The organism is Pseudomonas sp. GL_139_B, from assembly GCF_057834475.1.
Genome location: NZ_CM174403.1, coordinates 5,840,456 through 5,859,800 on the forward strand (window position 1 = coordinate 5,840,456; position 19,345 = coordinate 5,859,800).

Consider the following 19,345-nt stretch of genomic DNA (forward strand, 5'->3'; position numbering starts at 1 on the left):
AAGCACGGTTTTAAACAGCGACTGGTTGTTTTTTAATCAAAACCCTGCAGGGCAAGTTCGACGTGGCTTGCAGAGGATGGCGAACACCTTATCCACAGAAGCGCCAACAGACTTTGGGGGCAACTTCCATCGATCTGTGGAAAACCGCTGAATGCCGCGATAAATCGGGGTTTCCGGGAGATTTAGCGGTCAAAACCGATCAATTGATCGTTTTTTAATCAACCACCTGAAGCACCCGGTTTACATGCCCTGTAGCGGTTAGCAAACATCTTATCCACAGAAGCGCCAACAGAGATTGGGGGCAAGTATTGGAGAGTTGGAAACCTTATCCACCGCAAAAAGCCAGTAAAAACCGCTAGTTAGGCTGGTTGTTTTTTGCACGAAGGCTTGCAGGGCTTGATTTGTATGGGATGTAGAGAGGGGCAAACACGTTATCCACAGAAGCGCTCACAGGGTTTGTGGGTAAATCAGATTTTATTCACGCACGAGCGACCTGACTCGGGGTCCAGGTTCAATTCATAGTCATTGAATGCTCGCCACCCAAGCAAAATTGAAGGCACGTACTGTCCCGACACCAACGACGGAGGAATGGTGAAGCCCGGGTAGTATTTGTAGGTCACAACAGTGATCTTCCCGGACAAATCCAAATCACCCTTGAACGTCTGGTGGCGCGAGTTTTCGGCGACGCTAATGGGCAAGTCACCGGGCGATGCCGACGTCAGGTAATCCACATTCCCGGTATCAACAATCGCCAGCGTCGCCCGACGATCCAGTCGCGCGGCAACGGTCAGTCTTTGATTGATGTCCGCACGCGAATAGGTAATGGGTGAATCACATCGCGCCGGCGGTTCAGCGTTGAGTTCCAGGGTCTTTTTAGTGAGCTTCAAACGCCCCAACTTTCCGATCAGATCCAGCCCCAACAAGTTATCCCGGTCACTGACAAACACCAGGACGTTCCTGAACTCGCTCTCGCCGATCTTCAAAGACTCGAAGATCCCGAGTTTGGCCGACAGGTCATGTTCCCCATAAAACGTGCTGTAGCCGTAATGGGAGTCGGTTAATAACCTGATGCCCATGCGCTTCGCGGTTTCTGCGTTGACCCGTGTTTGCGGTGCGCCGGTGTCGACAATAAAGCGTGACGAAACACCATTGGCGGCTTTGACGTCGATGTAGGGCAGCACTTCGTCCGTGACGTAACCCTCACTGGGGTGCGGATAAATCGTCAACACCTCGTGCCGTCGAGAGCGGGTCACCGAAAAATCGCCGACTGCACGCAGGGTGGCTAGCGATTGGCGGCCAAACACGGAAAACAAGACGTTGAGTTCGGGATCACTCGCGATAGCCTGAGCATGGCGGCCCTTGATCGCCAGGTAGTAATCAGGCAGCTGATTGGCGGCTTTGGCCTCGAACATTCGGGCGAAAACGGACACTGAACAATTGAGGTTATTTTCGGCGTCCAGCACCTTATCGCAGTGCTGGCGCAGTTGGGCCAAGGACGCTGTTTGCCCTTGCTCTGACTCTAGCCACCTGTAAAAGTCCTGATCGGACTCAGTGTTGACAGCCGCCATCAACCCCGCAGGCATGCACATCACCGTACAGAGCAAGCAGGTCGCACGCCTACACAACACCTTCATGTTCAACCCACGCATAAAAACGGGTTTTATGACTCAGCGCTGAACCTTTGATGCCCCTTTAACCAGCGCACAGCAAATTGTAGCTCACCGCGTAGCAGGTCGAGAGGCAGCCTTTATGGCCGGTACATCAAATAGGCTTCCCCCGTGACCCGAATCATCGGGTGGGGCGTGATCCGGCAGGTATCCACGATACGAAAGCCATGCCGCTCGTAAAACCGCCTGGCGCCGGTGTTGGCGGCGTAGTCGATCAGGCTCAGGCCATTGAGCCCCAACTGGTTGGCACGGTCGTAGGCGTAAGCAAGGAATTGCTTGCCCAGGCCCAGGTTACGCCAACCCTCATGTAGCGCGAGGCTGGAGATATACAGGGTGTCGGGGATTTCCATTTTGGCGTACGGCGCCATCACCGGATCGGTAACGGGGGCGGCCATCGGGTCGTAGCGCATCACGTAGCTGTGCATCATGCCGATGACATTGCCTTCGGCCTGTGCAATCAGGCAGTTTTGCCAGGAAAAGTCTACGTCATCGCGGGCGTAACGACTGGCGCCCACATCAAGCAAATCCTGGCCGGGCTGTGCCAATTGGCTCCAGATGTAATCCGCGGCTCCTTCTGATGAAATCTGAAACAACCGAGCTATCTCCCGCGCATCGCTGCGCAGGGCCGAACGAAATTCAACTGCCATTTACCTGCCCCCACAGGACCGCTAGCGGACCACGCCTTCTTCAATCAGTAACTTGAGAATGGCTTCGGCACCGGCTTGCGCCGTAACGCCTTTAAGCACCTGCCCGCCCCCACCACTGGCCTTGGCCGTGGCTGCTTTCATCCGGTCCGCGCCGCTCTTGGCCTTGATCACCTTGAGGCGTTTTGGCCGCGGCTTAGCCGGTTGCAACGTGGCGACCGCGAGCAATTCATCGTCGATCACTTCGACTTCTTCGGCTTGCAGCACACCCCGTCGAGCCGGACCGTAGGCGCTCTGCCGAGGCTTCGGCGCGGCATTATCCACAGTGGCGAGAAACGGCAAACGCACTTTCAAGCGACGGCGCTGACCGCGCGGCAACGCCTGTAGAACCAGCGCCGATTGACCGTCGATGGATTCCACCTGCGCCAATCCGACCACCAACGGCCAGCCGAGGCTTTCCGCCAGCAGGAACGGCAACATGCCCGAACCTTCACCGGTTTCTGCCTGAGTGCCGGTCAGCACGACCTGCGCCCCCGCATCGCGCAAATAAGCGGTCAGCGCCGGCAAGGCATCGGCGCCCGACGGTTGTTCCAGCACATGTAGCTGTTCCAGACCCATGCCCAGATAAGCGCGCAATGCCGGTTCCGCGACGTCGCCGGCATGCAGCACTTGCAGGTTATCCCCGGCCAGTTGCAGGCCCAGTTCCACCGCCCGCGCATCCTGCTCCGCGCGACGTGGCCGGCCGGAGGTCGGGTGGGCGCCGATGGACACCAGGCTGATGATTTTCGTGCTCATAACCCTTTCCTTCCCTTAAGCCGCATCGCGCTTGGCGTCGTTGCGGTATGCCGCTACCGCATCGATCAAGGCTTGAAGAATCTCGGCGCTCTCGCCGATCACCGACAGATCGGCCCGTTTGATCATGTCGCAGCCAGGGTCGAGGTTGATCGCCACCACCTTGTCGCAGGCACCGATGCCTTGCAGGTGCTGGATCGCCCCGGAAATCCCCACGGCCACGTAAACCCGTGCGGTGACCCAGGTGCCGGACGCACCGACCTGGCGGTCCCGCGCCATGAAGCCATCGTCCACCGCCACGCGGGAGGCGCCTTCGGTGGCGCCCAATGCTTCGGCGGTCCTGTGGAAAAGTCCCCAGTCCTTGACCCCGTTGCCACCGGAGAAAATGAACTCGGCTTCGGCCATCGGAATCGCTGCTGGGTCCACCGCCACCGCGCCCAAATCCTCGATACGCGACAAACTGCGCGCCACGGCTGTGGATAACTCAACCGGCAAGGCTTCATGACGGGTTTCGCTGACCGGTTCGGCGCATTCGGCAGCCGCCAGAATCAACCGGGCAACAGGACGCGCGAGGTCTTGCAAGCCAGCACCGGCGCGGCCGATGCATTCCTGATCCTTGACCTGCCAGACCCGCGTGGCCGGGCGCTCGCCCAATGCTGCGGCAAAGCGCCGACCGAGTTCACCACCGCCGCTGCGACTGTCCGGCAGCAACCAGTGACGCGGGCTGAACTGGTTATCCACAGCCCGCAGGCCCTGAACCCGTTGCTCCGGTGCATAACCGCTGAATTCATCACCGTCCAACACTAGCAAGCGATCTACGCCCGCCGTAACAAAGGCGTTTTCCTTGTGCTCGCCGAACACCACGGCCAACACGGCACCGTCCTTGCCGGCCAACTGATGCGCCAGACCGAGCAAATCACGGTCGTGGCTGCTCAAGCGACCACCGACCATGTCCGGCACCACGCTGATGTAAAACGCCGGTGCAGGCACCAGATGCAGCGGCAATTGCACTTCAACAGCGGCAGTGCGTTTAGTCGCCCCGCCCTGCTGAGCGCCGCTGCGGTCAATGCGCTTGATGCCGTTGGGGCCGATAAAACCGATGCCATGCAGATTCTTGCGGATGACGCCGTTCGGGCCCATCCAGCTGTGTTGCGCCGGTTGCATGGCCGCGTGCAGCGGGTGCAAGCGGTTGCGGGCGATCCATTCGGCGCGTGGGTCACGACGGATAATGTCGCTCATCAGTGAGCCTCCGCAGGTTCACGTTGGGCCGGGGCGGCGGGTTTGCTCGGGGCAGCGTCTTCAAGCAACGCGTCGGCCACCAGTTCGGCGATGTCCTTGATCAGCGGACGCGGTTCGACCACGCCTTCGAGCATGGCGGTACATTGTGGACAACCCACGGCCACCAGCTCGGCGCCAGTTTCGCGGATGTCTTCCATGCGCATGTCAGGGATCCGTTGTTTGCCCGGAATGTCGGTGATCGGCGCGCCGCCACCACCGCCGCAGCAGCGTGAGCGGAAACCGGAGCGTTGCATCTCTTTCACTTCAATCCCGAGGGCACGCAGCACGTCACGCGGCGCCTCGTATTCGCCGTTGTAGCGACCCAAGTAGCACGGGTCGTGATAGGTCACGCTGCTGCCTTTGTGCTGGCCGAGATTGAGGGCGCCAGCGCCGATGATTTCCGCCATGTAGGTGCTGTGGTGCTGCACGAGGTAGTTGCCGTCGAAGGCGCCGTACTCGTTTTTCAGCACGTGGAAGCTGTGCGGGTCGCAGGTAACGATGCGATTGAAGCTGTACTTGGCCAGGGTCTGGATGTTGCGTTTGGCCAACAACTGGAACGTCGCTTCGTCGCCCAGACGTCGGGCCACGTCACCACTGTCGCGCTCTTCGAGGCCGAGTACCGCGAAGTCGACCTTGGCCGCTTTCAGCACTTTGACGAAGGCGCGCAGAGTGCGCTGGTTGCGCATGTCGAAGGCACCGTCGCCGACCCAGAACAGCACGTCGACGGATTTCTTTTCGCTTATCAACGTGAGGTTCAGGTCCGCCGCCCAGTTCATCCGCCCACCCGGCGCAAAGCCGCCCGGGTTGTCGGTGGCGATCAGGTTTTCCAGGACTTCGGCGCCCTTGTTCGGGGTCGCGCCTTTTTCCAGGGTCAGATGGCGGCGCATATCGACGATGGCGTCGACGTGCTCGATCATCATCGGGCATTCCTCAACGCAGGCGCGACAGGTGGTGCAGGACCACAGGGTTTCGGCGTCCACCAGACCGTTGACGATCGGTTGATGGGGATTGCCGGCGTGTTCACCAATCGCTTTGCCCGGATAGGGGCTACCGGCGAATTTCGCATCAGTGCCACCGGCCAGGCCGACGACCATGTCCTGAATCAGTTTTTTCGGGTTCAGCGGCTGGCCAGCGGCGTAGGCCGGGCACGCAGCTTCGCATTTACCGCACTGCACACAGGCGTCGAAGCCGAGCAGTTGGTTCCAGGTGAAATCCTTGGGTTTTTCCACGCCCAGCGGCGCGGTCGGGTCGTTCAGGTCCAACGGTTTCAAACCGGTGGAGCGGCCGCCATTAAAGCGCTCGGCGCGGCGGTGCCAGGCCAGGTGCAGCGCACCGGCGAAGGCGTGCTTCATCGGCCCGCCCCAGGTCATGCCGAAGAACAGTTCCGAAACGCCCCACAACACGCCGACGCCAAGGATCGCAGCTACCAGCCAACCACCGAAGTTTTCCGGAAGGATGCCGGCGACCGGCAGGGTCAACAGGAAGAACGATGCCGAGAACGCCAACAGGCTTTTCGGCAAGCGCATCCACGGGCCTTTGGACAAACGCGCTGGCGGGTTGCGCCGACGCAGGTAGACAAAGATCGCGCCGACGAACATCACAGCCGTCATCAGTAACAGCGCATAACCGAGGATGCGGTTATGCAGGCCGAAACCGTGCACCAGAATCGCCAGCACGATGGACGCCACCGCACCACCGGCCGTGGCAACGTGGGTGTTGGCAATGTATTTGTCCCGTGCGACCACATGGTGCAAATCGACCATATAGCGCTTGGGCATGGCGAACAGACCGCCGATCAGGTCGACCTTCGAGGCTCGGCCCCGGCGCCACATAGCCACCCGCCGCAACGCGCCCAGTACCGCAAGGCCCAGGGCAGCGAACAACAGGATTGGAAGAAGGGTGTTCAACATGGTGGAGCTCCCAAAGACCGCAGGGTCTTGCAGGCCAAACTACCTGGATGCCTTGCCCGATTCCCTGTAGGAGCGAGGCTTGCCCGCGAAGGCGATGGATGAGCCGACATCAATGTTGAATGTCAGGACGTCTTCGCGGGCAAGCCTCGCTCCTACAGGGTTATCCACAAGCCGTTAGAAATCCTTACAGAGCCGGAGTGCGTCATAAATGGCGGCGTGGGTGTTGCGCTGCGCCACGCAGTCGCCGATGCGGAACAGCAAATAGCCGTCGCCCGCCTGGCTCAGCGAAGGTTGCGGCTTGATCGCGAACAGGGCTTCGATGTCCATCTGGCCTTTGTTGCGCGACGCGTCCTTCAGCGCGTAATAGATTTCTTCGTCCGGACGCACGCCGTTTTCGACGACGACCTGGTCCACCACCCGCTCCTCTTTGGCGCCGGTGTATTCGTTTTCCAGCACCGCCACCAGCTTGTCGCCTTCGCGGTAGACCTTCTCCAGCATCATGTCCCCGGTCATGATCACTTCTTTCGGGTACATGCTGCGGTAGTACGTCGGGAACGACGTGCCGCCAATCGCCACGCCCGGTTTGATGTCGTCAGTGACGATCTCGACCTGGCTGCCCTTGTCGGCCAGGAAGTCGGCGGTCGACATCCCGGTGAACTCGCAAATGGTGTCGTAGACCAGCACGTTCTTGCCCGGTGCCACCTTGCCGTCGAGGATGTCCCAGCTGCTGACCACCAGGCCTTCAGCCGCGCCCCAATGCTCGTTCTGTTCCAGGAACGGATGACCGCCGACAGCGAGCACCACCACGTCCGGACGCAAGTCGAGAATGGTCGCCGCATCCGCCGCCACGCCCAGGCGCAGGTCAACTTTCAAGCGTGCCAGTTCCAGCTGGAACCAACGGGTGATACCGGCGATCTGGTCCCGTTGCGGGGCTTTCGAAGCGGTGGTGATCTGGCCGCCGATGAATTCTTTCTTCTCGAACAGGGTCACGTCGTGGCCACGTTCAGCCGAGACACGAGCCGCTTCCATCCCGGCAGGACCGGCACCGACCACCACGACTTTGCGTTTCACACCGGTCGACTTCTCGATGATGTGCGGCACGCCCATGTATTCACGGGAGGTCGCGGCGTTCTGGATGCACAGCACGTCCAGGCCTTGATACTGACGGTCGATGCAGTAGTTGGCGCCGACGCATTGTTTGATCTGGTCGACCTGGCCCATTTTGATCTTGGCGATCAAGTGCGGGTCGGCGATGTGGGCGCGGGTCATACCGACCATGTCCACGTAGCCACCTTCCAGAATCCGCGTGGCCTGGTTCGGGTCCTTGATGTTCTGCGCGTGCAGCACCGGGGCCTTGACCACTTCCTTGATACCGGCCGCCAAGTGCAGGAACGGCTCCGGTGGATAACTCATGTTGGGGATAACGTTGGCCAGGGTGTTGTGGGTGTCGCACCCTGAACCCACGACACCAATAAAATCGATCATGCCGGTGTCGTCGTAGTACTTGGCGATCTGCTTCATGTCCTCGTGGGACAAGCCGTCCGGGTGGAACTCGTCACCGCACAGGCGGATGCCGACGCAGAAGTCCGGGCCGACTTCCGCCCGCACAGCCTTGATCACTTCCAGGCCGAAACGCATGCGGTTCTCGAAGCTGCCGCCCCATTCGTCGGTACGTTTGTTGACCCGTGGGCTCCAGAACTGGTCGATCATGTGCTGGTGCACCGCCGACAGCTCGACACCATCCAGGCCTCCGGCCTTGGCCCGCGCCGCAGCGCTGGCGTAGTTGCCGATCACCCGCCAGATTTCTTCCGGCTCAATGGTTTTGCAGGTCGCGCGGTGCACCGGCTCGCGGATGCCCGACGGCGACAGCAGGGTTGGCCAATGTTCGCCGTCCCAACGGGAACGACGGCCCATGTGGGTAATCTGGATCATGATCTTGGCACCATGCTTGTGCATGGCATCGGCCAGGTTCTGGAAGTGCGGAATGATCCGGTCGTCGGCCAGGTTGACCGACTTCCACCAGCCTTGCGGGCTGTCGATGGCCACGCTGGAGGAACCGCCGCAAATCGCCAGGCCGATCCCGCCCTTGGCTTTCTCTTCGTAATACTTGACGTACCGGTCGGTGGTCATGCCGCCGTCGGTGGCATAGACCTCGGCGTGCGCGGTGCTGAGCACGCGGTTACGGATGGTCAGTTTGCCGATCTGGATCGGCTGGAACATTGCTTCGAAAGCCATGGCGGGTTCCTCGACTTACAACGGCTTGACGGTGAACAGGCCGTCGTCGTGGCCTTCTTCGGAGCCACCGTAGACTTGCTCGGCAACCGTACGGATCTTGCTGCCACGGGCTTGCAGAATCTGGTCCATGGCACCGGCAAACCAGCCGGTGAACATGTAGTCGACCTTGCGCCCGACCTTGCCGTAGACGTAGACGAACGCCGAGTGTTCGAGTTTGACGCTGGCGGTGCCTTTGTCGAGGTCGATGTCCTGGATCTTGAACAGGCCCCAGCCACGTTGCGACAGACGCTTCATGTAGTGCTCGAATACCGCGACGCCTTCCAGGCCGTGGCATTCAGCTTCTTTTTCACACCAGTGCCAGGCGGATTTGTAGCCGGCCTTGTAGAGAATTTCAGCGTAGGCTTCGGCGCCGAGCACTTCCTCGATGCCCATGTGGTTATTCACGAAGAAGTGACGTGGCACATACAGCATCGGCAGGGCGTCGGAGGTCCAGACACCGGTTTCGCTGTCGACTTCGATTGGCAATTGCGGGGCGATCTTGGCCATGGAAACTTAACTCCAGAAAATTCGTTGTGTTGCCCGCTGCACGGACGGCAGCGGGAAAGGATTCAGAAGTGCGGCGGCTTATTCGCCCCAGACGTCTTTGAGAACGTTCACCCAGTTCTCGCCCATGATCTTGCGGACCACGCGCTCGGAATGGCCGCGCTTGAGCAGGGTTTCGGTCAGGTTCGGGAACTCGCCGACGGTGCGGATGCCCAGCGGGTTGATGATCTTGCCGAAGCTGGTCAGGCGGCGGGCGTAGCCTTTGTCATGGGTCAGGTATTCGAAGAAGTCCTGGCCATGGCCCTGGGTGAAGTCGGTGCCGATACCGATGGCGTCTTCGCCGACGATGTTCATCACGTACTCGATGGCTTCGGCGTAATCGTCGATGGTCGAATCGATGCCCTTGGCCAGGAACGGCGCGAACATGGTCACGCCGACGAAACCGCCGTGATCGGCGATGAACTTCAGTTCTTCATCGGACTTGTTGCGCGGGTGAATTTTCAGACCCGACGGCAGGCAGTGGGAGTAGCAGACCGGCTTCTTCGATTCGAGGATGACTTCTTCAGAAGTCTTGGAGCCCACGTGGGACAGGTCGCACATAACGCCCACGCGGTTCATCTCGGCGACGATTTCGCGACCGAAACCCGACAGGCCGCCATCGCGCTCGTAGCAGCCGGTGCCCACCAGGTTTTGGGTGTTGTAGCACATCTGCACGATGCCGACGCCGAGCTGCTTGAACACCTCGACGTAACCGATCTGGTCTTCGAACGCGTGAGCATTCTGGAAGCCGAAGAGGATGCCGGTCTTGCCCTGTTCCTTGGCTTTACGGATGTCGGCGGTGGTGCGTACCGGAATCACCAGGTCGCTGTTCTCACGGATCAACTTCTGGCTGGCGGCGATATTGTTGACGGTCGCCTGGAAGCCCTCCCACACCGACACGGTGCAGTTGGCTGCGGTCAGACCGCCCTTGCGCATGTCTTCGAACAGTTCACGGTTCCACTTGGCGATAATCAGCCCGTCGATAACGATACTGTCGGCGTGCAATTCGGCTGGGCTCATCAGGCTGTCCCCTATTAGCGATTCATGCGCCGAATCGTGTGCCGGCGCTTTGGGGCCAGCATATGCCTCGGTGCCTTGGTAGCCGGGTGCAAAAACGACAGGGGGTTTGCCGAAAGCGTCAATCCGCGACAAAGGGTCGTTACAAGGCACGATCGCCTACCTGTTCAAGGGCCTGCGCATGGGCCAGAATTCGTTGCTTTACTGAATGCACTATTGGATTGGGGCGGCGGCGCAATGAAATCGATCATCCTGGCTTTGGCACTGATAGCGACGGGCGTACACGCGGCTGAAGAGTCCGACGACAACAACCCCTGCGACAAAGTCGAGAACGACATCCAGACTATGGAATGCTCGGTCTACAGCAGAACCACCGCCGAAGAGTTGCTGAAGGACAACTACCAAAGCCTGGCCGAGCGCATGCAAACGGCCTACGGCAAGAACCCGGCACAACTGGCCGACATCTCTGCCAAGCTCAAGGCCGCCCAGCAGCAATGGCTCAAGACCCGGGATGCGGATTGCGCAGTTGAGGCATTTCCGGCGACCAGCGGTAGCAAGGCGTTCACCATTGCGCAGAATGATTGCTTCGCACGGATGAGTGATGAGCGGTCGGAGTTTTTGGAGTCGATTGGGCAGGAGTGATGCGTTAGAGCGCCTGCCACACTGACTCAAGAGTGGTCAGCAGTTTTTTGCTCGCCGTTTTATCGATTTCCAGATCGGTGCAACAGGCACTCCACCCGGAAAAAGCATCCAGCGTTTGTTCTATGTAGCGTTCGGGCGCAAGGAAACTGAAAGGTTTGCACACCTCAGTAAGAGCCTTGCGTGTGGGTCTACCTGTTCCCGCGAATGCTGTGGTGTGCTCGTTGCCGCGCCCTGCGGTGCTGCAAAAGGTCAGGTCATAGGCCGGTGCCATTTTCCAGCCATCCTTGTCGCCAAAAAACGAGAAGTTCTTCGCGTGATCGTCGTGGTTATGAGCGAGAGCGTTGAAAACCATCAATCGGGCCATTTTCTCGACCTCGGCCGCGTCCTTGGTCATTGCCCAGGTCGCTCGTAGTAAATCACTGTAATCGAGGCTTGGCGTACGGAAGTCTGCGTATAGAATCGCCGCAGCGGTAAGCATGTGGCGCTTGGCACCTTTTTCCCGATCGAAGCGTTTCGTGGCGAAGAATTTCTCTGCACCCTTGGTGGTTTCTACCTGAAACAGTTTCGACTCGGAAATTTCGATCCTTGCCCGACGGGCCATCAATGCATAAACCTGCTCAATGGCGCCGCTATCACGATGTTCCTCATCACAGCGAAACTTGATTAACCAGTGCTCATAACCCACAGGCATTTCGCCAAATGACGAAACGGCGCGATGTTTGTCCGGCGAAAGACCAATCACCGCTTTAGGTCGTGCACCACCGGGGGAACCGCCCGCCAGTCGCAGAGAATTGATGACCTCGTCAGTGCTGCCTGAAAGTATCGTTTGTGAAGCCTCGTAGAGGGCAGCCAGGTCGAGGTCTTCGTCTGCTTCAACGGTTTCGAACATCGGCACATATTCAAGCGCGCCCATGCTGCGATTGCCCATGTAGGCCAGACGATCCAGCGGGCCAATTGCGTGGCGCTCGACACCCAACTGACTGCGAAGGAATCGATCCATGAGCAGCAATCCCCAGCCATCGGGCAACGAATCGCTGAACGCGCCGTGCAAGCCGTCGAACAGTAGCGGATCAGCTGCGCTCTGGGGTTTGACCGAGAAATCCATATGAAACGGCGCAAGGTTGAATCCGTTCGCCAGCCAACCTGGATCGTAAGAAAAGAACACGCCCCGACGAGGAATCGCGACCAATTCGCCGACTCTTGATCCTTGAAGCATGACGCTGAGTGCGTTGATGGCTTTCATTGTCGGCCACGAGACCTTTCGTAGTTTTTCAGTTCCTGGAGTGTCAACGATGGAGTAGAGGCAAACAGATTCGTCAACGGATCCTCCGCCCCGAGGCAAATTGCAATCAGCAACAAGCCATCCAGAGAAATCTTGCCGGTCGTTTCAAAACGCTTGATATTCGACTCAGGGACACCTGATTTTTGGGCGAGTGTGCGTCGCGAAAGGTTTTTACTGAGTCTCAGGCGCTTGGCATTCCCGGCAATCTGTAAAGCGATCTCGCCGGGGGAGTAGAGGATATGGGTAAGGGCCATGAGTCGACCTCAAAAGGAATGTGAGCAAGTGTAGCAGCGCGATATATCAACATAATTTAAAGGATAACAATTGACCTCATAAATCATTTTTTAGAAATTAATTGGCAATATTTTATCTTTTATTTCAAAAACCAAAATATCACTCAGACCTTTTGTGCAACCGTGTTTATTGCTTGAGCTATAAGCTGCTCATCATCTACCGGGAAAGGGACAAAAATGAAAGTCTGCGGCATCGAAATCAAAGGCAGCGAAGCAATCATCGCCGTGACCTCCCTCGACGACCAAGTGCTGAGCCACGTTGCGCTGGCCACCAAGAAAATCGCCCTCGACGATGACGAGGACGCGGCGAACGTCAAAGTCTTTGCCGCTCAGGTCGCATCGTTCGTGCGTGAGAACTCCATCGACCGGATTGCGATCAAGAAGCGCAGCAAGAAAGGAGAATTTGCCGGTGGGCCGACCACGTTCAAGATCGAAGGTGTTTTCCAGTTGCTGGAGAATTGCGAGGTGACGCTGCTGTCGCCACAGACGATTAATGCGCAGAGCAAGAAGCACAATTTCGAACTGCCGGCGACGCTGAACAAGTATCAGCATGAAGCCTACAAAGCAGCCTGCTCGGCACTGATGAAGAAGTAAGATCCACAGCAAATCAAAACTGTAGGAGCGAGCCTGCTCGCGATAGCGGTGGATCAGTCAACATCAACTTGTATGATTGACCGCCATCGCGAGCAGGCTCACTCCCACAGGAATTCTTTGGTGTTGTCGGAGTCTGCGTTCAGACCAGCTCTCGCCCATCACCTAACCGTCGGCGGTCCTCGCGCGGACACCGCGCATACTTCGACCGATAGCTACGCGTGAAATACGACGGCGATTCAAACCCGCACGCAATGCTCACCTCCAGCACACTCATATCCGTCTGCCGCAACAACTGCCGCGCCTTTTCCAACCGTAAACGCAGGTAGAAATTGCTCGGCGTGTCGTTCAGGTGCAGGCGAAACAATCGTTCCAGCTGCCGCCGCGTCACTTTGATCGATTCCGCCAGTTCCAGCGTGCTCAGCGGCGGTTCGCTGTGCTGTTCCATCTCGCCGATAACGTGGACAAGCTTCTTGTTGCTGATGCCATAACGCGTGGCGACTTCCATGCGCTGGTGGTCTTTGCGCGGGCGGATGCGGCCGAGTACGAATTGTTCGCTGACCTGGATCGCCAGTTCCGGGCCATGGGCCTGGGCGATGAGATCGAGCATCAGGTCGATGGAGGCGGTGCCGCCAGCCGAGGTGATACGGCGGCGGTCGATTTCGAACAGCTCCTGGGTGACGCTCAGCTGCGGATAGGATTCCTTGAACGCGTCGATGGCTTCCCAGTGCAGGGTCAGGCGATGGCCGTCGAGCAGGCCAGCCTCGGCAAGGATAAAGCTGCCGGTGTCGATGGCGCCGAGGGTCACGCCTTCGTTGTCGAGACGTCGTAGCCAGTGTTCCAGTGCCGGAGTGGCGAATTTCAGCGGTTCGAAACCGGCGACCACCAATAGGATTGCACCTTTTTTCAGCGGTTCCAGCGCCGCGTCAGCGTTGACCGACATGCCGTTACTGGCCAGCACCGCCCCGCCGTCAGCGCTCAACACATGCCAGCGGTACAGCTCGCCACGAAAGCGATTGGCGACCCGCAGCGGCTCGATGGCCGAGATGAATCCAATGGCCGAGAAACCCGGCATCAACAAGAAGTAGAAATCCTGGGACATGGAGCGCACTCGATTGGCAGGTAGCGAGAGGGCGGGGAGCGTATGGACGTTGATACGCCACTTGCAAGCGGCATTCAAGAGGACAGGTCGCTGCAGTGCAAGTGCTGGTCGCCGTAGTGCGCTTTCATAGGCCTTGAGCTGGGTAACGTGGCATCACCGGCGCAAAAAGACGACCGGACCCACAATAACGAACTGCCGAGGGACCTGAGATGAAACGACTGATCAGCAGCTGTGTTCTTGCACTCAGTGGTACCGCTTTGCTGAGCGCCAGCGTCATGGCCGCCGAACCCGCATCGTGCCAGAACGTGCGCATGGGCGTAGTGAACTGGACTGACGTAATCGCTACCAGCGCCATGACCCAGGTCCTGCTTGATGGCCTTGGCTACAACACCAAACAAACCAGCGCGTCCCAGCAAATCATCTTTGCCGGGATCCGCGACCAGCGCCTGGATTTGTTCCTGGGCTACTGGAACCCGCTGATGACCCAGACCATCACCCCGTTCGTCGATGGCAAACAGGTCAAAGTGATGCAAGCCCCTAGCCTGGAAGACGCCCGCGCCACCCTGGCTGTACCGACATACCTTGCCGACAAGGGCCTGAAAACCTTCGCCGACATCGCCAAGTTCGAGAAAGAACTGGGCGGCAAGATCTACGGCATCGAGCCTGGCTCGGGCGCCAATACCCAGATCAAGGCAATGATCGCCAAGAACCAGTTCGGCCTCGGCAAATTCCAGCTGGTCGAATCCAGCGAAGCCGGCATGCTCGCCGCAGTGGATCGCGCCGTGCGCCGCAACGAGGCCGTGGTGTTCTTCGGCTGGGCGCCGCACCCGATGAACGTCAACGTGAAGATGACCTATCTCACTGGCAGTGACGACGCGCTGGGCCCGAACGAAGGTAAGGCCACGGTCTGGACCGTCACTGCGCCGACATACGCCGAGCAGTGCCCGAACATCGGTCGTTTGCTGAGCAACCTGACCTACACCGCCGAAGACGAGAGCCGGATGATGCAGCCACTGCTGGATCACAAGGACGCCTTTGAATCGGCCAAGCAATGGTTGAAAGATCACCCGCAAGACAAGCAGCGCTGGCTCGAAGGGGTGACCACCTTCGATGGCAAACCCGCGGCTGAAAACCTGAAACTGACCAGTAAATAGACCCGAACCGAACCACCGATTCGCAGCCTGACCGGGCTGCGAACGGGATTGTTACGCCTTGCCTTTCTCCTAAAAAGCACTTGCCTGTAAGGAACCGCCCCATGAATCACGACGTCATCATCACCTGCGCACTCACCGGTGCTGGCGACACGACCAGCAAAAGCCCACACGTGCCGGTCACCCCGAAACAAATTGCCGCGGCCGCCGTGGAAGCCGCCAAGGCCGGCGCCACCGTGGTCCACTGCCACGTGCGCAACCCAGAAACCGGCAAGTTCAGCCGCGACGTGGCGCTGTACCGTGAAGTGATGGAGCGCATCCGCGAGGCCGATGTCGACATCATCGTCAATCTCACCGCCGGCATGGGCGGCGACCTGGAGATCGGCGCCGGCGAGAACCCGATGGAGTTCGGCCCGAACACCGATCTGGTCGGCCCGCTGACTCGTCTGGCGCATGTCGAAGAACTGCTGCCGGAAATCTGCACCCTCGATTGCGGCACCCTGAATTTCGGAGATGGGGACACTATTTACGTGTCCACCCCAGCCCAGCTGCGTGCTGGCGCCAAACGCATTCAAGAGCTGGGCGTGAAAGCCGAGCTGGAAATTTTCGACACCGGTCACCTGTGGTTCGCCAAGCAGTTGATCAAGGAAGGCCTGCTCGACGACCCGCTGTTCCAGCTGTGCCTGGGCATCCCGTGGGGCGCGCCGGCCGACACCACCACCATGAAAGCCATGGTCGACAACCTGCCGGCCAACGCAGTGTGGGCGGGTTTCGGCATCGGTCGCATGCAGATGCCGATGGCCGCTCAGGCAGTGCTGCTCGGCGGCAACGTGCGGGTCGGCCTGGAAGACAACATCTGGCTGGACAAAGGCGTACTGGCGACCAACGGCCAACTGGTCGAACGCGCCAGCGAGATTCTTAGCCGCCTCGGCGCCCGCGTGCTGACCCCGGCTGAAGGTCGCAAAAAAATGGGCCTGACCAAGCGCGGTTAAGCCGTTATCCCCACCTCCTGTAGGAGCCGGCTTGCCGGCGAAGAGGCCGGTACATCCGCCGCATTTTCTGCGGTGCTGAAATCGCCTTCGCCGGCTAGCCGGCTCCTACAGCAGATCATCGAACTCTTTAGGACGTTGCCATGACCTTCATCACCGAAATCAAAACCTTCGCAGCCCTGGGCAGCGGTGTCATCGGCAGCGGCTGGGTGTCTCGTGCCCTCGCCCATGGCCTCGACGTCGTGGCCTGGGACCCGGCTCCCGGTGCCGAAGCCGCCCTGCGCAACCGCGTCGCCAATGCTTGGGGCGCACTGGAAAAACAAGGCCTGGCGCCGGGCGCTTCTCAGGATCGCCTGCGCTTTGTCGCAACGATTGAAGAATGCGTACGCGATGCGGACTTTATTCAGGAAAGCGCCCCGGAACGCCTGGAACTTAAACTGGAACTGCACAGCAAAATCAGCGCCGCGGCCAAGCCAAATGCCTTGATCGGTTCCAGCACCTCGGGCCTGTTGCCGAGCGAGTTCTACGAGAGCGCAACACACCCGGAACGCTGCGTAGTCGGCCACCCGTTCAACCCGGTTTACCTGCTGCCATTGGTGGAAGTAGTCGGCGGCAAAAACACCGCGCCGGAAGCCGTTCATGCGGCAATGAAAGTCTATGAATCCTTGGGCATGCGTCCGCTGCACGTGCGCAAGGAAGTTCCCGGCTTTATCGCCGACCGCTTGCTCGAAGCACTCTGGCGTGAGGCGCTGCACCTGGTGAACGACGGCGTGGCGACCACCGGTGAAATCGATGATGCGATTCGTTTTGGCGCGGGCCTGCGTTGGTCGTTCATGGGCACGTTCTTGACGTACACCCTGGCCGGCGGCGATGCCGGGATGCGCCACTTCATGGCGCAGTTCGGTCCGGCCCTGCAGTTGCCGTGGACGTATCTGCCCGCGCCAGAGTTGACCGACAAATTGATTGATGATGTGGTGGATGGCACCACTGATCAATTGGGCACGCACAGTATCTCGGCGCTGGAGCGTTATCGTGATGATTGCCTGCTGGCAGTGCTGGAGGCCGTGAAGACCACCAAAGAGAAGCATGGGATGGCCTTTGCCGACTAAACAGGGCCCCCTGTAGGAGCTGGCTTGTCAGCGAAAGCGGTATATCTGTCACACCGCGCGGCCCCATTCGCCGGCAAGCCGGCTCCTACAGGCTCTCCTTACTACAGGACTTGATCGTATGCCCGCTCTTACGACCTACAGCACCAAAATCATCCCCGACTGGGTCGACTATAACGGCCACCTGCGCGACGCCTTCTATCTGCTGATTTTCAGCTACGCTACCGACGCGCTGATGGATCGGCTCGGCATGGACAGCAACAACCGCGAAGCCAGCGGCAACTCGCTGTTCACCCTTGAGTTGCACCTCAATTACCTGCACGAAGTGAAGCTCGACGCCGATGTCGAAGTGCGCACCCAAATCATCGGCCACGACAGCAAACGCCTGCACCTCTATCACAGCCTCCACCTGGTGGGCGATGACAAGGAACTGGCCGGCAACGAGCAGATGTTGCTTCACGTCGACCTCGCCGGGCCACGATCCGCACCGTTCAGCGAACTATCGCTGAGCAAGCTGCAAGCCATCGTTGCCGAGCAAGCCGACCTGCCCACCCCAGACTACATTGGCCGAGTGATCGCTTTACCCCCAAAAAAATAATAAGGAGATCGCCATTGAACACCGCCGCCGCTTTTGCCGACTTCCGTACCTACCCGTTGATCAGCGCGCTCGTTGGCGTGCAATCCTTGGCGGACCGAATTCTGGTGAAGTGGGCCGATCATCGCGTCAGCCCCTTTCATCACCAATGGTTACGGGACAATTGCCCCTGCCCGCAATGCGTCTATACCGTGACCCGCGAGCAAGTGCTGGAAATCGTCGATGTCGCGCAAGCCCTGATACCGAGCGGGGCAAGCGTCGATGTTGAAGGTTGTCTCAGCGTCGAGTGGGAAGATGGCCATCTCAGCCGCTTCGACCCAGGCTGGTTGCGCGCCCACGCCTACGACGATGAATCCCGCGCCGAACGCCAGGCCGGCAAACCAAAAGCCAGGCTTTGGCACCATGATTTGCAGTTGCCGGTGTTCGATTACCAGGCGTTGATGAATGACAACGACGCCCTGCTGCAATGGCTGCTGGCGGTGCGCGATGTCGGCCTGACCCAGGTTCGCGGTGTGCCTACTGAGCCAGGTTCGCTGAAGCTGATCGCCCAACGGATTTCCTTCATCCGCGAGAGCAATTTCGGCGTGCTGTTCAACGTGCAATCCAAGGCCGATGCCGACAGCAATGCCTACACCGCTTTCAACCTGCCGTTGCACAGCGATCTGCCAACCCGGGAGCTGCAACCGGGGCTGCAATTTCTGCATTGTCTGGTCAATGACGCCGACGGTGGCGAGAGTATTTTCGTCGACGGCTTTGCCATTGCCGAAGCCTTGCGCAATGAGGATCCCGAGGCGTTTAAAAGTCTCTGCGAAATCCCAGTGGAATTCCGCAACAAGGACCGTCACAGCGACTACCGCTGCCTGGCGCCGATCATTGCGCTGGATGCACGGGGGCAAGTGTCGGAAATCCGCATGGCGAATTTTCTGCGGGGGCCGTTTGATGCGTCGGTGGAGCAGATGCCCAGGCTGTATCACGCTTATCGACGGTTCATTGCGATGACCCGCGAAGTGCGGTTTCGGGTGATGACGCGGCTCAATCCCGGCGAGCTGTGGTGCTTCGACAATCGCCGCACCCTTCATGCCCGAAATGCGTTCGACCCTGCCAGCGGTGCCCGGCATTTTCAGGGGTGCTATGTTGACCGTGATGAGTTGTTGTCGCGCATCCTTGTGTTGCAACGCTAAATCCGCGTCATCGTTCATCGCGGGCAAGCCCGCTCCCACACTGGATCTGTGAACGCCGCAGAACAAATGTGGGAGCGAGCCTGCTCGCGAAGGCGTCAGCCCAGACAACACAACTTTCCTTGATTTACAGACAAAAAAAACCCCGATCAAGCCGTGACAAGATCGGAGCTGAGGAGGGTACTGTCGAGGAGCCGTTGCGCGAGGGTGACCAAACCTTCGTGATGCCAGCTGAGTCCAGTGTGCCTACTCACTTGATTCGCAAGTTAGCCGAAAACGACCTGCTCATAG

The 19,345-nt window shown here is 59.2% G+C and carries 18 protein-coding genes; 7 read left to right on the top strand and 11 right to left on the bottom strand.

From position 1 onward, the window contains the following. Positions 1–467 precede the first annotated feature (467 nt). The 8 genes from AC3ISI_RS26775 to AC3ISI_RS26810 all read right to left on the bottom strand — a co-directional run bounded on the left by AC3ISI_RS26775 (position 468) and on the right by AC3ISI_RS26810 (position 10,128). Positions 468–1,634 carry a retropepsin-like aspartic protease gene (locus AC3ISI_RS26775; RefSeq protein WP_489334511.1) on the bottom strand — a complete coding sequence of 389 codons (1,167 nt, stop codon included), beginning with the start codon at positions 1,632–1,634 and terminating at the stop codon, positions 468–470. A 113-nt stretch (positions 1,635–1,747) separates the two neighbouring features. Beyond that, complete coding sequence (locus AC3ISI_RS26780; RefSeq protein WP_489334512.1) at positions 1,748–2,314, bottom strand: GNAT family N-acetyltransferase; 567 nt, start codon at positions 2,312–2,314, stop codon at positions 1,748–1,750. A 21-nt stretch (positions 2,315–2,335) separates the two neighbouring features. Continuing rightward, a complete protein-coding gene (gene etfB / locus AC3ISI_RS26785; RefSeq protein ID WP_489334513.1) occupies positions 2,336–3,106 on the bottom strand; it encodes an electron transfer flavoprotein subunit beta in 771 nt (256 codons plus the stop codon). A gap of 15 nt (positions 3,107–3,121) precedes the next feature. Next, positions 3,122–4,342 (bottom strand): electron transfer flavoprotein subunit alpha, encoded by a 1,221-nt coding sequence (gene etfA / locus AC3ISI_RS26790; protein WP_489334514.1) that lies wholly within the window; start codon positions 4,340–4,342, stop codon positions 3,122–3,124. Then, entirely contained in the window at positions 4,342–6,291 is a 1,950-nt protein-coding gene (gene dgcB, locus AC3ISI_RS26795) for a dimethylglycine demethylation protein DgcB (protein ID WP_489334515.1), read from the bottom strand. The genes etfA and dgcB overlap by 1 nt, the downstream gene beginning before the upstream one ends. A 174-nt stretch (positions 6,292–6,465) precedes the next feature. Then, complete coding sequence (gene dgcA / locus AC3ISI_RS26800) at positions 6,466–8,526, bottom strand: dimethylglycine demethylation protein DgcA (protein ID WP_489334516.1); 2,061 nt, start codon at positions 8,524–8,526, stop codon at positions 6,466–6,468. A 15-nt stretch (positions 8,527–8,541) separates the two neighbouring features. Then, positions 8,542–9,072 carry a DUF5943 domain-containing protein gene (locus tag AC3ISI_RS26805; protein ID WP_007947752.1) on the bottom strand — a complete coding sequence of 177 codons (531 nt, stop codon included), beginning with the start codon at positions 9,070–9,072 and terminating at the stop codon, positions 8,542–8,544. Positions 9,073–9,150: 78 nt separating this feature from the next. Continuing rightward, the gene (locus AC3ISI_RS26810) at positions 9,151–10,128 is read right to left on the bottom strand and encodes a dipeptidase (RefSeq protein WP_033049556.1); all 978 of its coding nucleotides are present in this window, start codon (positions 10,126–10,128) and stop codon (positions 9,151–9,153) included. Between the two features lie 234 nt (positions 10,129–10,362). Between AC3ISI_RS26810 and AC3ISI_RS26815 the strand changes: the two genes are divergently transcribed. Beyond that, complete coding sequence (locus AC3ISI_RS26815) at positions 10,363–10,767, top strand: lysozyme inhibitor LprI family protein (RefSeq protein WP_489334517.1); 405 nt, start codon at positions 10,363–10,365, stop codon at positions 10,765–10,767. Between the two features lie 4 nt (positions 10,768–10,771). Here the strand turns inward: AC3ISI_RS26815 and AC3ISI_RS26820 are convergent, their stop codons facing one another. Together AC3ISI_RS26820 and AC3ISI_RS26825 are read right to left on the bottom strand one after the other, a co-directional pair. Beyond that, the gene (locus AC3ISI_RS26820) at positions 10,772–12,010 is read right to left on the bottom strand and encodes a type II toxin-antitoxin system HipA family toxin (RefSeq protein ID WP_489334518.1); all 1,239 of its coding nucleotides are present in this window, start codon (positions 12,008–12,010) and stop codon (positions 10,772–10,774) included. Further along, a complete protein-coding gene (locus AC3ISI_RS26825) occupies positions 12,007–12,303 on the bottom strand; it encodes a helix-turn-helix domain-containing protein (protein WP_489334519.1) in 297 nt (98 codons plus the stop codon). Before AC3ISI_RS26825 ends, AC3ISI_RS26820 begins: the two co-directional genes overlap by 4 nt. A 216-nt stretch (positions 12,304–12,519) precedes the next feature. Here AC3ISI_RS26825 and AC3ISI_RS26830 point away from each other — a divergent pair, with 216 nt between their 5' ends. After that, positions 12,520–12,936 carry a DUF3010 family protein gene (locus AC3ISI_RS26830; RefSeq protein ID WP_489334520.1) on the top strand — a complete coding sequence of 139 codons (417 nt, stop codon included), beginning with the start codon at positions 12,520–12,522 and terminating at the stop codon, positions 12,934–12,936. A 139-nt stretch (positions 12,937–13,075) separates the two neighbouring features. Here AC3ISI_RS26830 and AC3ISI_RS26835 read toward each other — a convergent pair whose 3' ends face one another. Then, positions 13,076–14,035: a GlxA family transcriptional regulator gene (locus tag AC3ISI_RS26835; protein WP_489334521.1), complete on the bottom strand. Its 960-nt coding sequence runs from the start codon at positions 14,033–14,035 to the stop codon at positions 13,076–13,078. Positions 14,036–14,244: 209 nt separating this feature from the next. Between AC3ISI_RS26835 and AC3ISI_RS26840 the strand changes: the two genes are divergently transcribed. From AC3ISI_RS26840 to AC3ISI_RS26860, 5 genes are all read left to right on the top strand, one after another. Beyond that, on the top strand, positions 14,245–15,189 hold the full coding sequence (locus AC3ISI_RS26840; RefSeq protein WP_489334522.1) for a choline ABC transporter substrate-binding protein: 945 nt from the start codon (positions 14,245–14,247) through the stop codon (positions 15,187–15,189). Positions 15,190–15,290: 101 nt separating this feature from the next. Further along, complete coding sequence (gene cdhC, locus AC3ISI_RS26845; RefSeq protein ID WP_223515850.1) at positions 15,291–16,178, top strand: 3-dehydrocarnitine:acetyl-CoA trimethylamine transferase CdhC; 888 nt, start codon at positions 15,291–15,293, stop codon at positions 16,176–16,178. 140 nt (positions 16,179–16,318) lie between these two features. Continuing rightward, the gene (locus AC3ISI_RS26850) at positions 16,319–17,284 is read left to right on the top strand and encodes an L-carnitine dehydrogenase (RefSeq protein ID WP_489334523.1); all 966 of its coding nucleotides are present in this window, start codon (positions 16,319–16,321) and stop codon (positions 17,282–17,284) included. 118 nt (positions 17,285–17,402) lie between these two features. Then, positions 17,403–17,879: a thioesterase family protein gene (locus tag AC3ISI_RS26855; protein ID WP_489334524.1), complete on the top strand. Its 477-nt coding sequence runs from the start codon at positions 17,403–17,405 to the stop codon at positions 17,877–17,879. Between the two features lie 14 nt (positions 17,880–17,893). Continuing rightward, positions 17,894–19,057, top strand: coding sequence for a gamma-butyrobetaine dioxygenase (locus AC3ISI_RS26860; protein ID WP_489334525.1), 1,164 nt, complete (start codon positions 17,894–17,896; stop codon positions 19,055–19,057). The last annotated feature ends 288 nt before the right edge of the window (positions 19,058–19,345 follow it).

Excerpts from the sequence above, each read along its gene's own strand:
- AC3ISI_RS26855 (WP_489334524.1), top strand. The coding sequence starts at position 17,403 with ATGCCCGCTCTTACGACCTACAGCACCAAAATCATCCCCGACTGGGTC.
- AC3ISI_RS26820 (WP_489334518.1), bottom strand. The coding sequence starts at position 12,010 with ATGAAAGCCATCAACGCACTCAGCGTCATGCTTCAAGGATCAAGAGTC.
- AC3ISI_RS26780 (WP_489334512.1), bottom strand. The coding sequence starts at position 2,314 with ATGGCAGTTGAATTTCGTTCGGCCCTGCGCAGCGATGCGCGGGAGATA.
- etfA (WP_489334514.1), bottom strand. The coding sequence starts at position 4,342 with ATGAGCGACATTATCCGTCGTGACCCACGCGCCGAATGGATCGCCCGC.
- dgcB (WP_489334515.1), bottom strand. The coding sequence starts at position 6,291 with ATGTTGAACACCCTTCTTCCAATCCTGTTGTTCGCTGCCCTGGGCCTT.
- AC3ISI_RS26830 (WP_489334520.1), top strand. The coding sequence starts at position 12,520 with ATGAAAGTCTGCGGCATCGAAATCAAAGGCAGCGAAGCAATCATCGCC.
- AC3ISI_RS26805 (WP_007947752.1), bottom strand. The coding sequence starts at position 9,072 with ATGGCCAAGATCGCCCCGCAATTGCCAATCGAAGTCGACAGCGAAACC.
- AC3ISI_RS26810 (WP_033049556.1), bottom strand. The coding sequence starts at position 10,128 with ATGAGCCCAGCCGAATTGCACGCCGACAGTATCGTTATCGACGGGCTG.
- AC3ISI_RS26835 (WP_489334521.1), bottom strand. The coding sequence starts at position 14,035 with ATGTCCCAGGATTTCTACTTCTTGTTGATGCCGGGTTTCTCGGCCATT.
- AC3ISI_RS26825 (WP_489334519.1), bottom strand. The coding sequence starts at position 12,303 with ATGGCCCTTACCCATATCCTCTACTCCCCCGGCGAGATCGCTTTACAG.
- AC3ISI_RS26815 (WP_489334517.1), top strand. The coding sequence starts at position 10,363 with ATGAAATCGATCATCCTGGCTTTGGCACTGATAGCGACGGGCGTACAC.
- AC3ISI_RS26775 (WP_489334511.1), bottom strand. The coding sequence starts at position 1,634 with ATGAAGGTGTTGTGTAGGCGTGCGACCTGCTTGCTCTGTACGGTGATG.
- dgcA (WP_489334516.1), bottom strand. The coding sequence starts at position 8,526 with ATGGCTTTCGAAGCAATGTTCCAGCCGATCCAGATCGGCAAACTGACC.
- etfB (WP_489334513.1), bottom strand. The coding sequence starts at position 3,106 with ATGAGCACGAAAATCATCAGCCTGGTGTCCATCGGCGCCCACCCGACC.
- AC3ISI_RS26840 (WP_489334522.1), top strand. The coding sequence starts at position 14,245 with ATGAAACGACTGATCAGCAGCTGTGTTCTTGCACTCAGTGGTACCGCT.
- cdhC (WP_223515850.1), top strand. The coding sequence starts at position 15,291 with ATGAATCACGACGTCATCATCACCTGCGCACTCACCGGTGCTGGCGAC.
- AC3ISI_RS26850 (WP_489334523.1), top strand. The coding sequence starts at position 16,319 with ATGACCTTCATCACCGAAATCAAAACCTTCGCAGCCCTGGGCAGCGGT.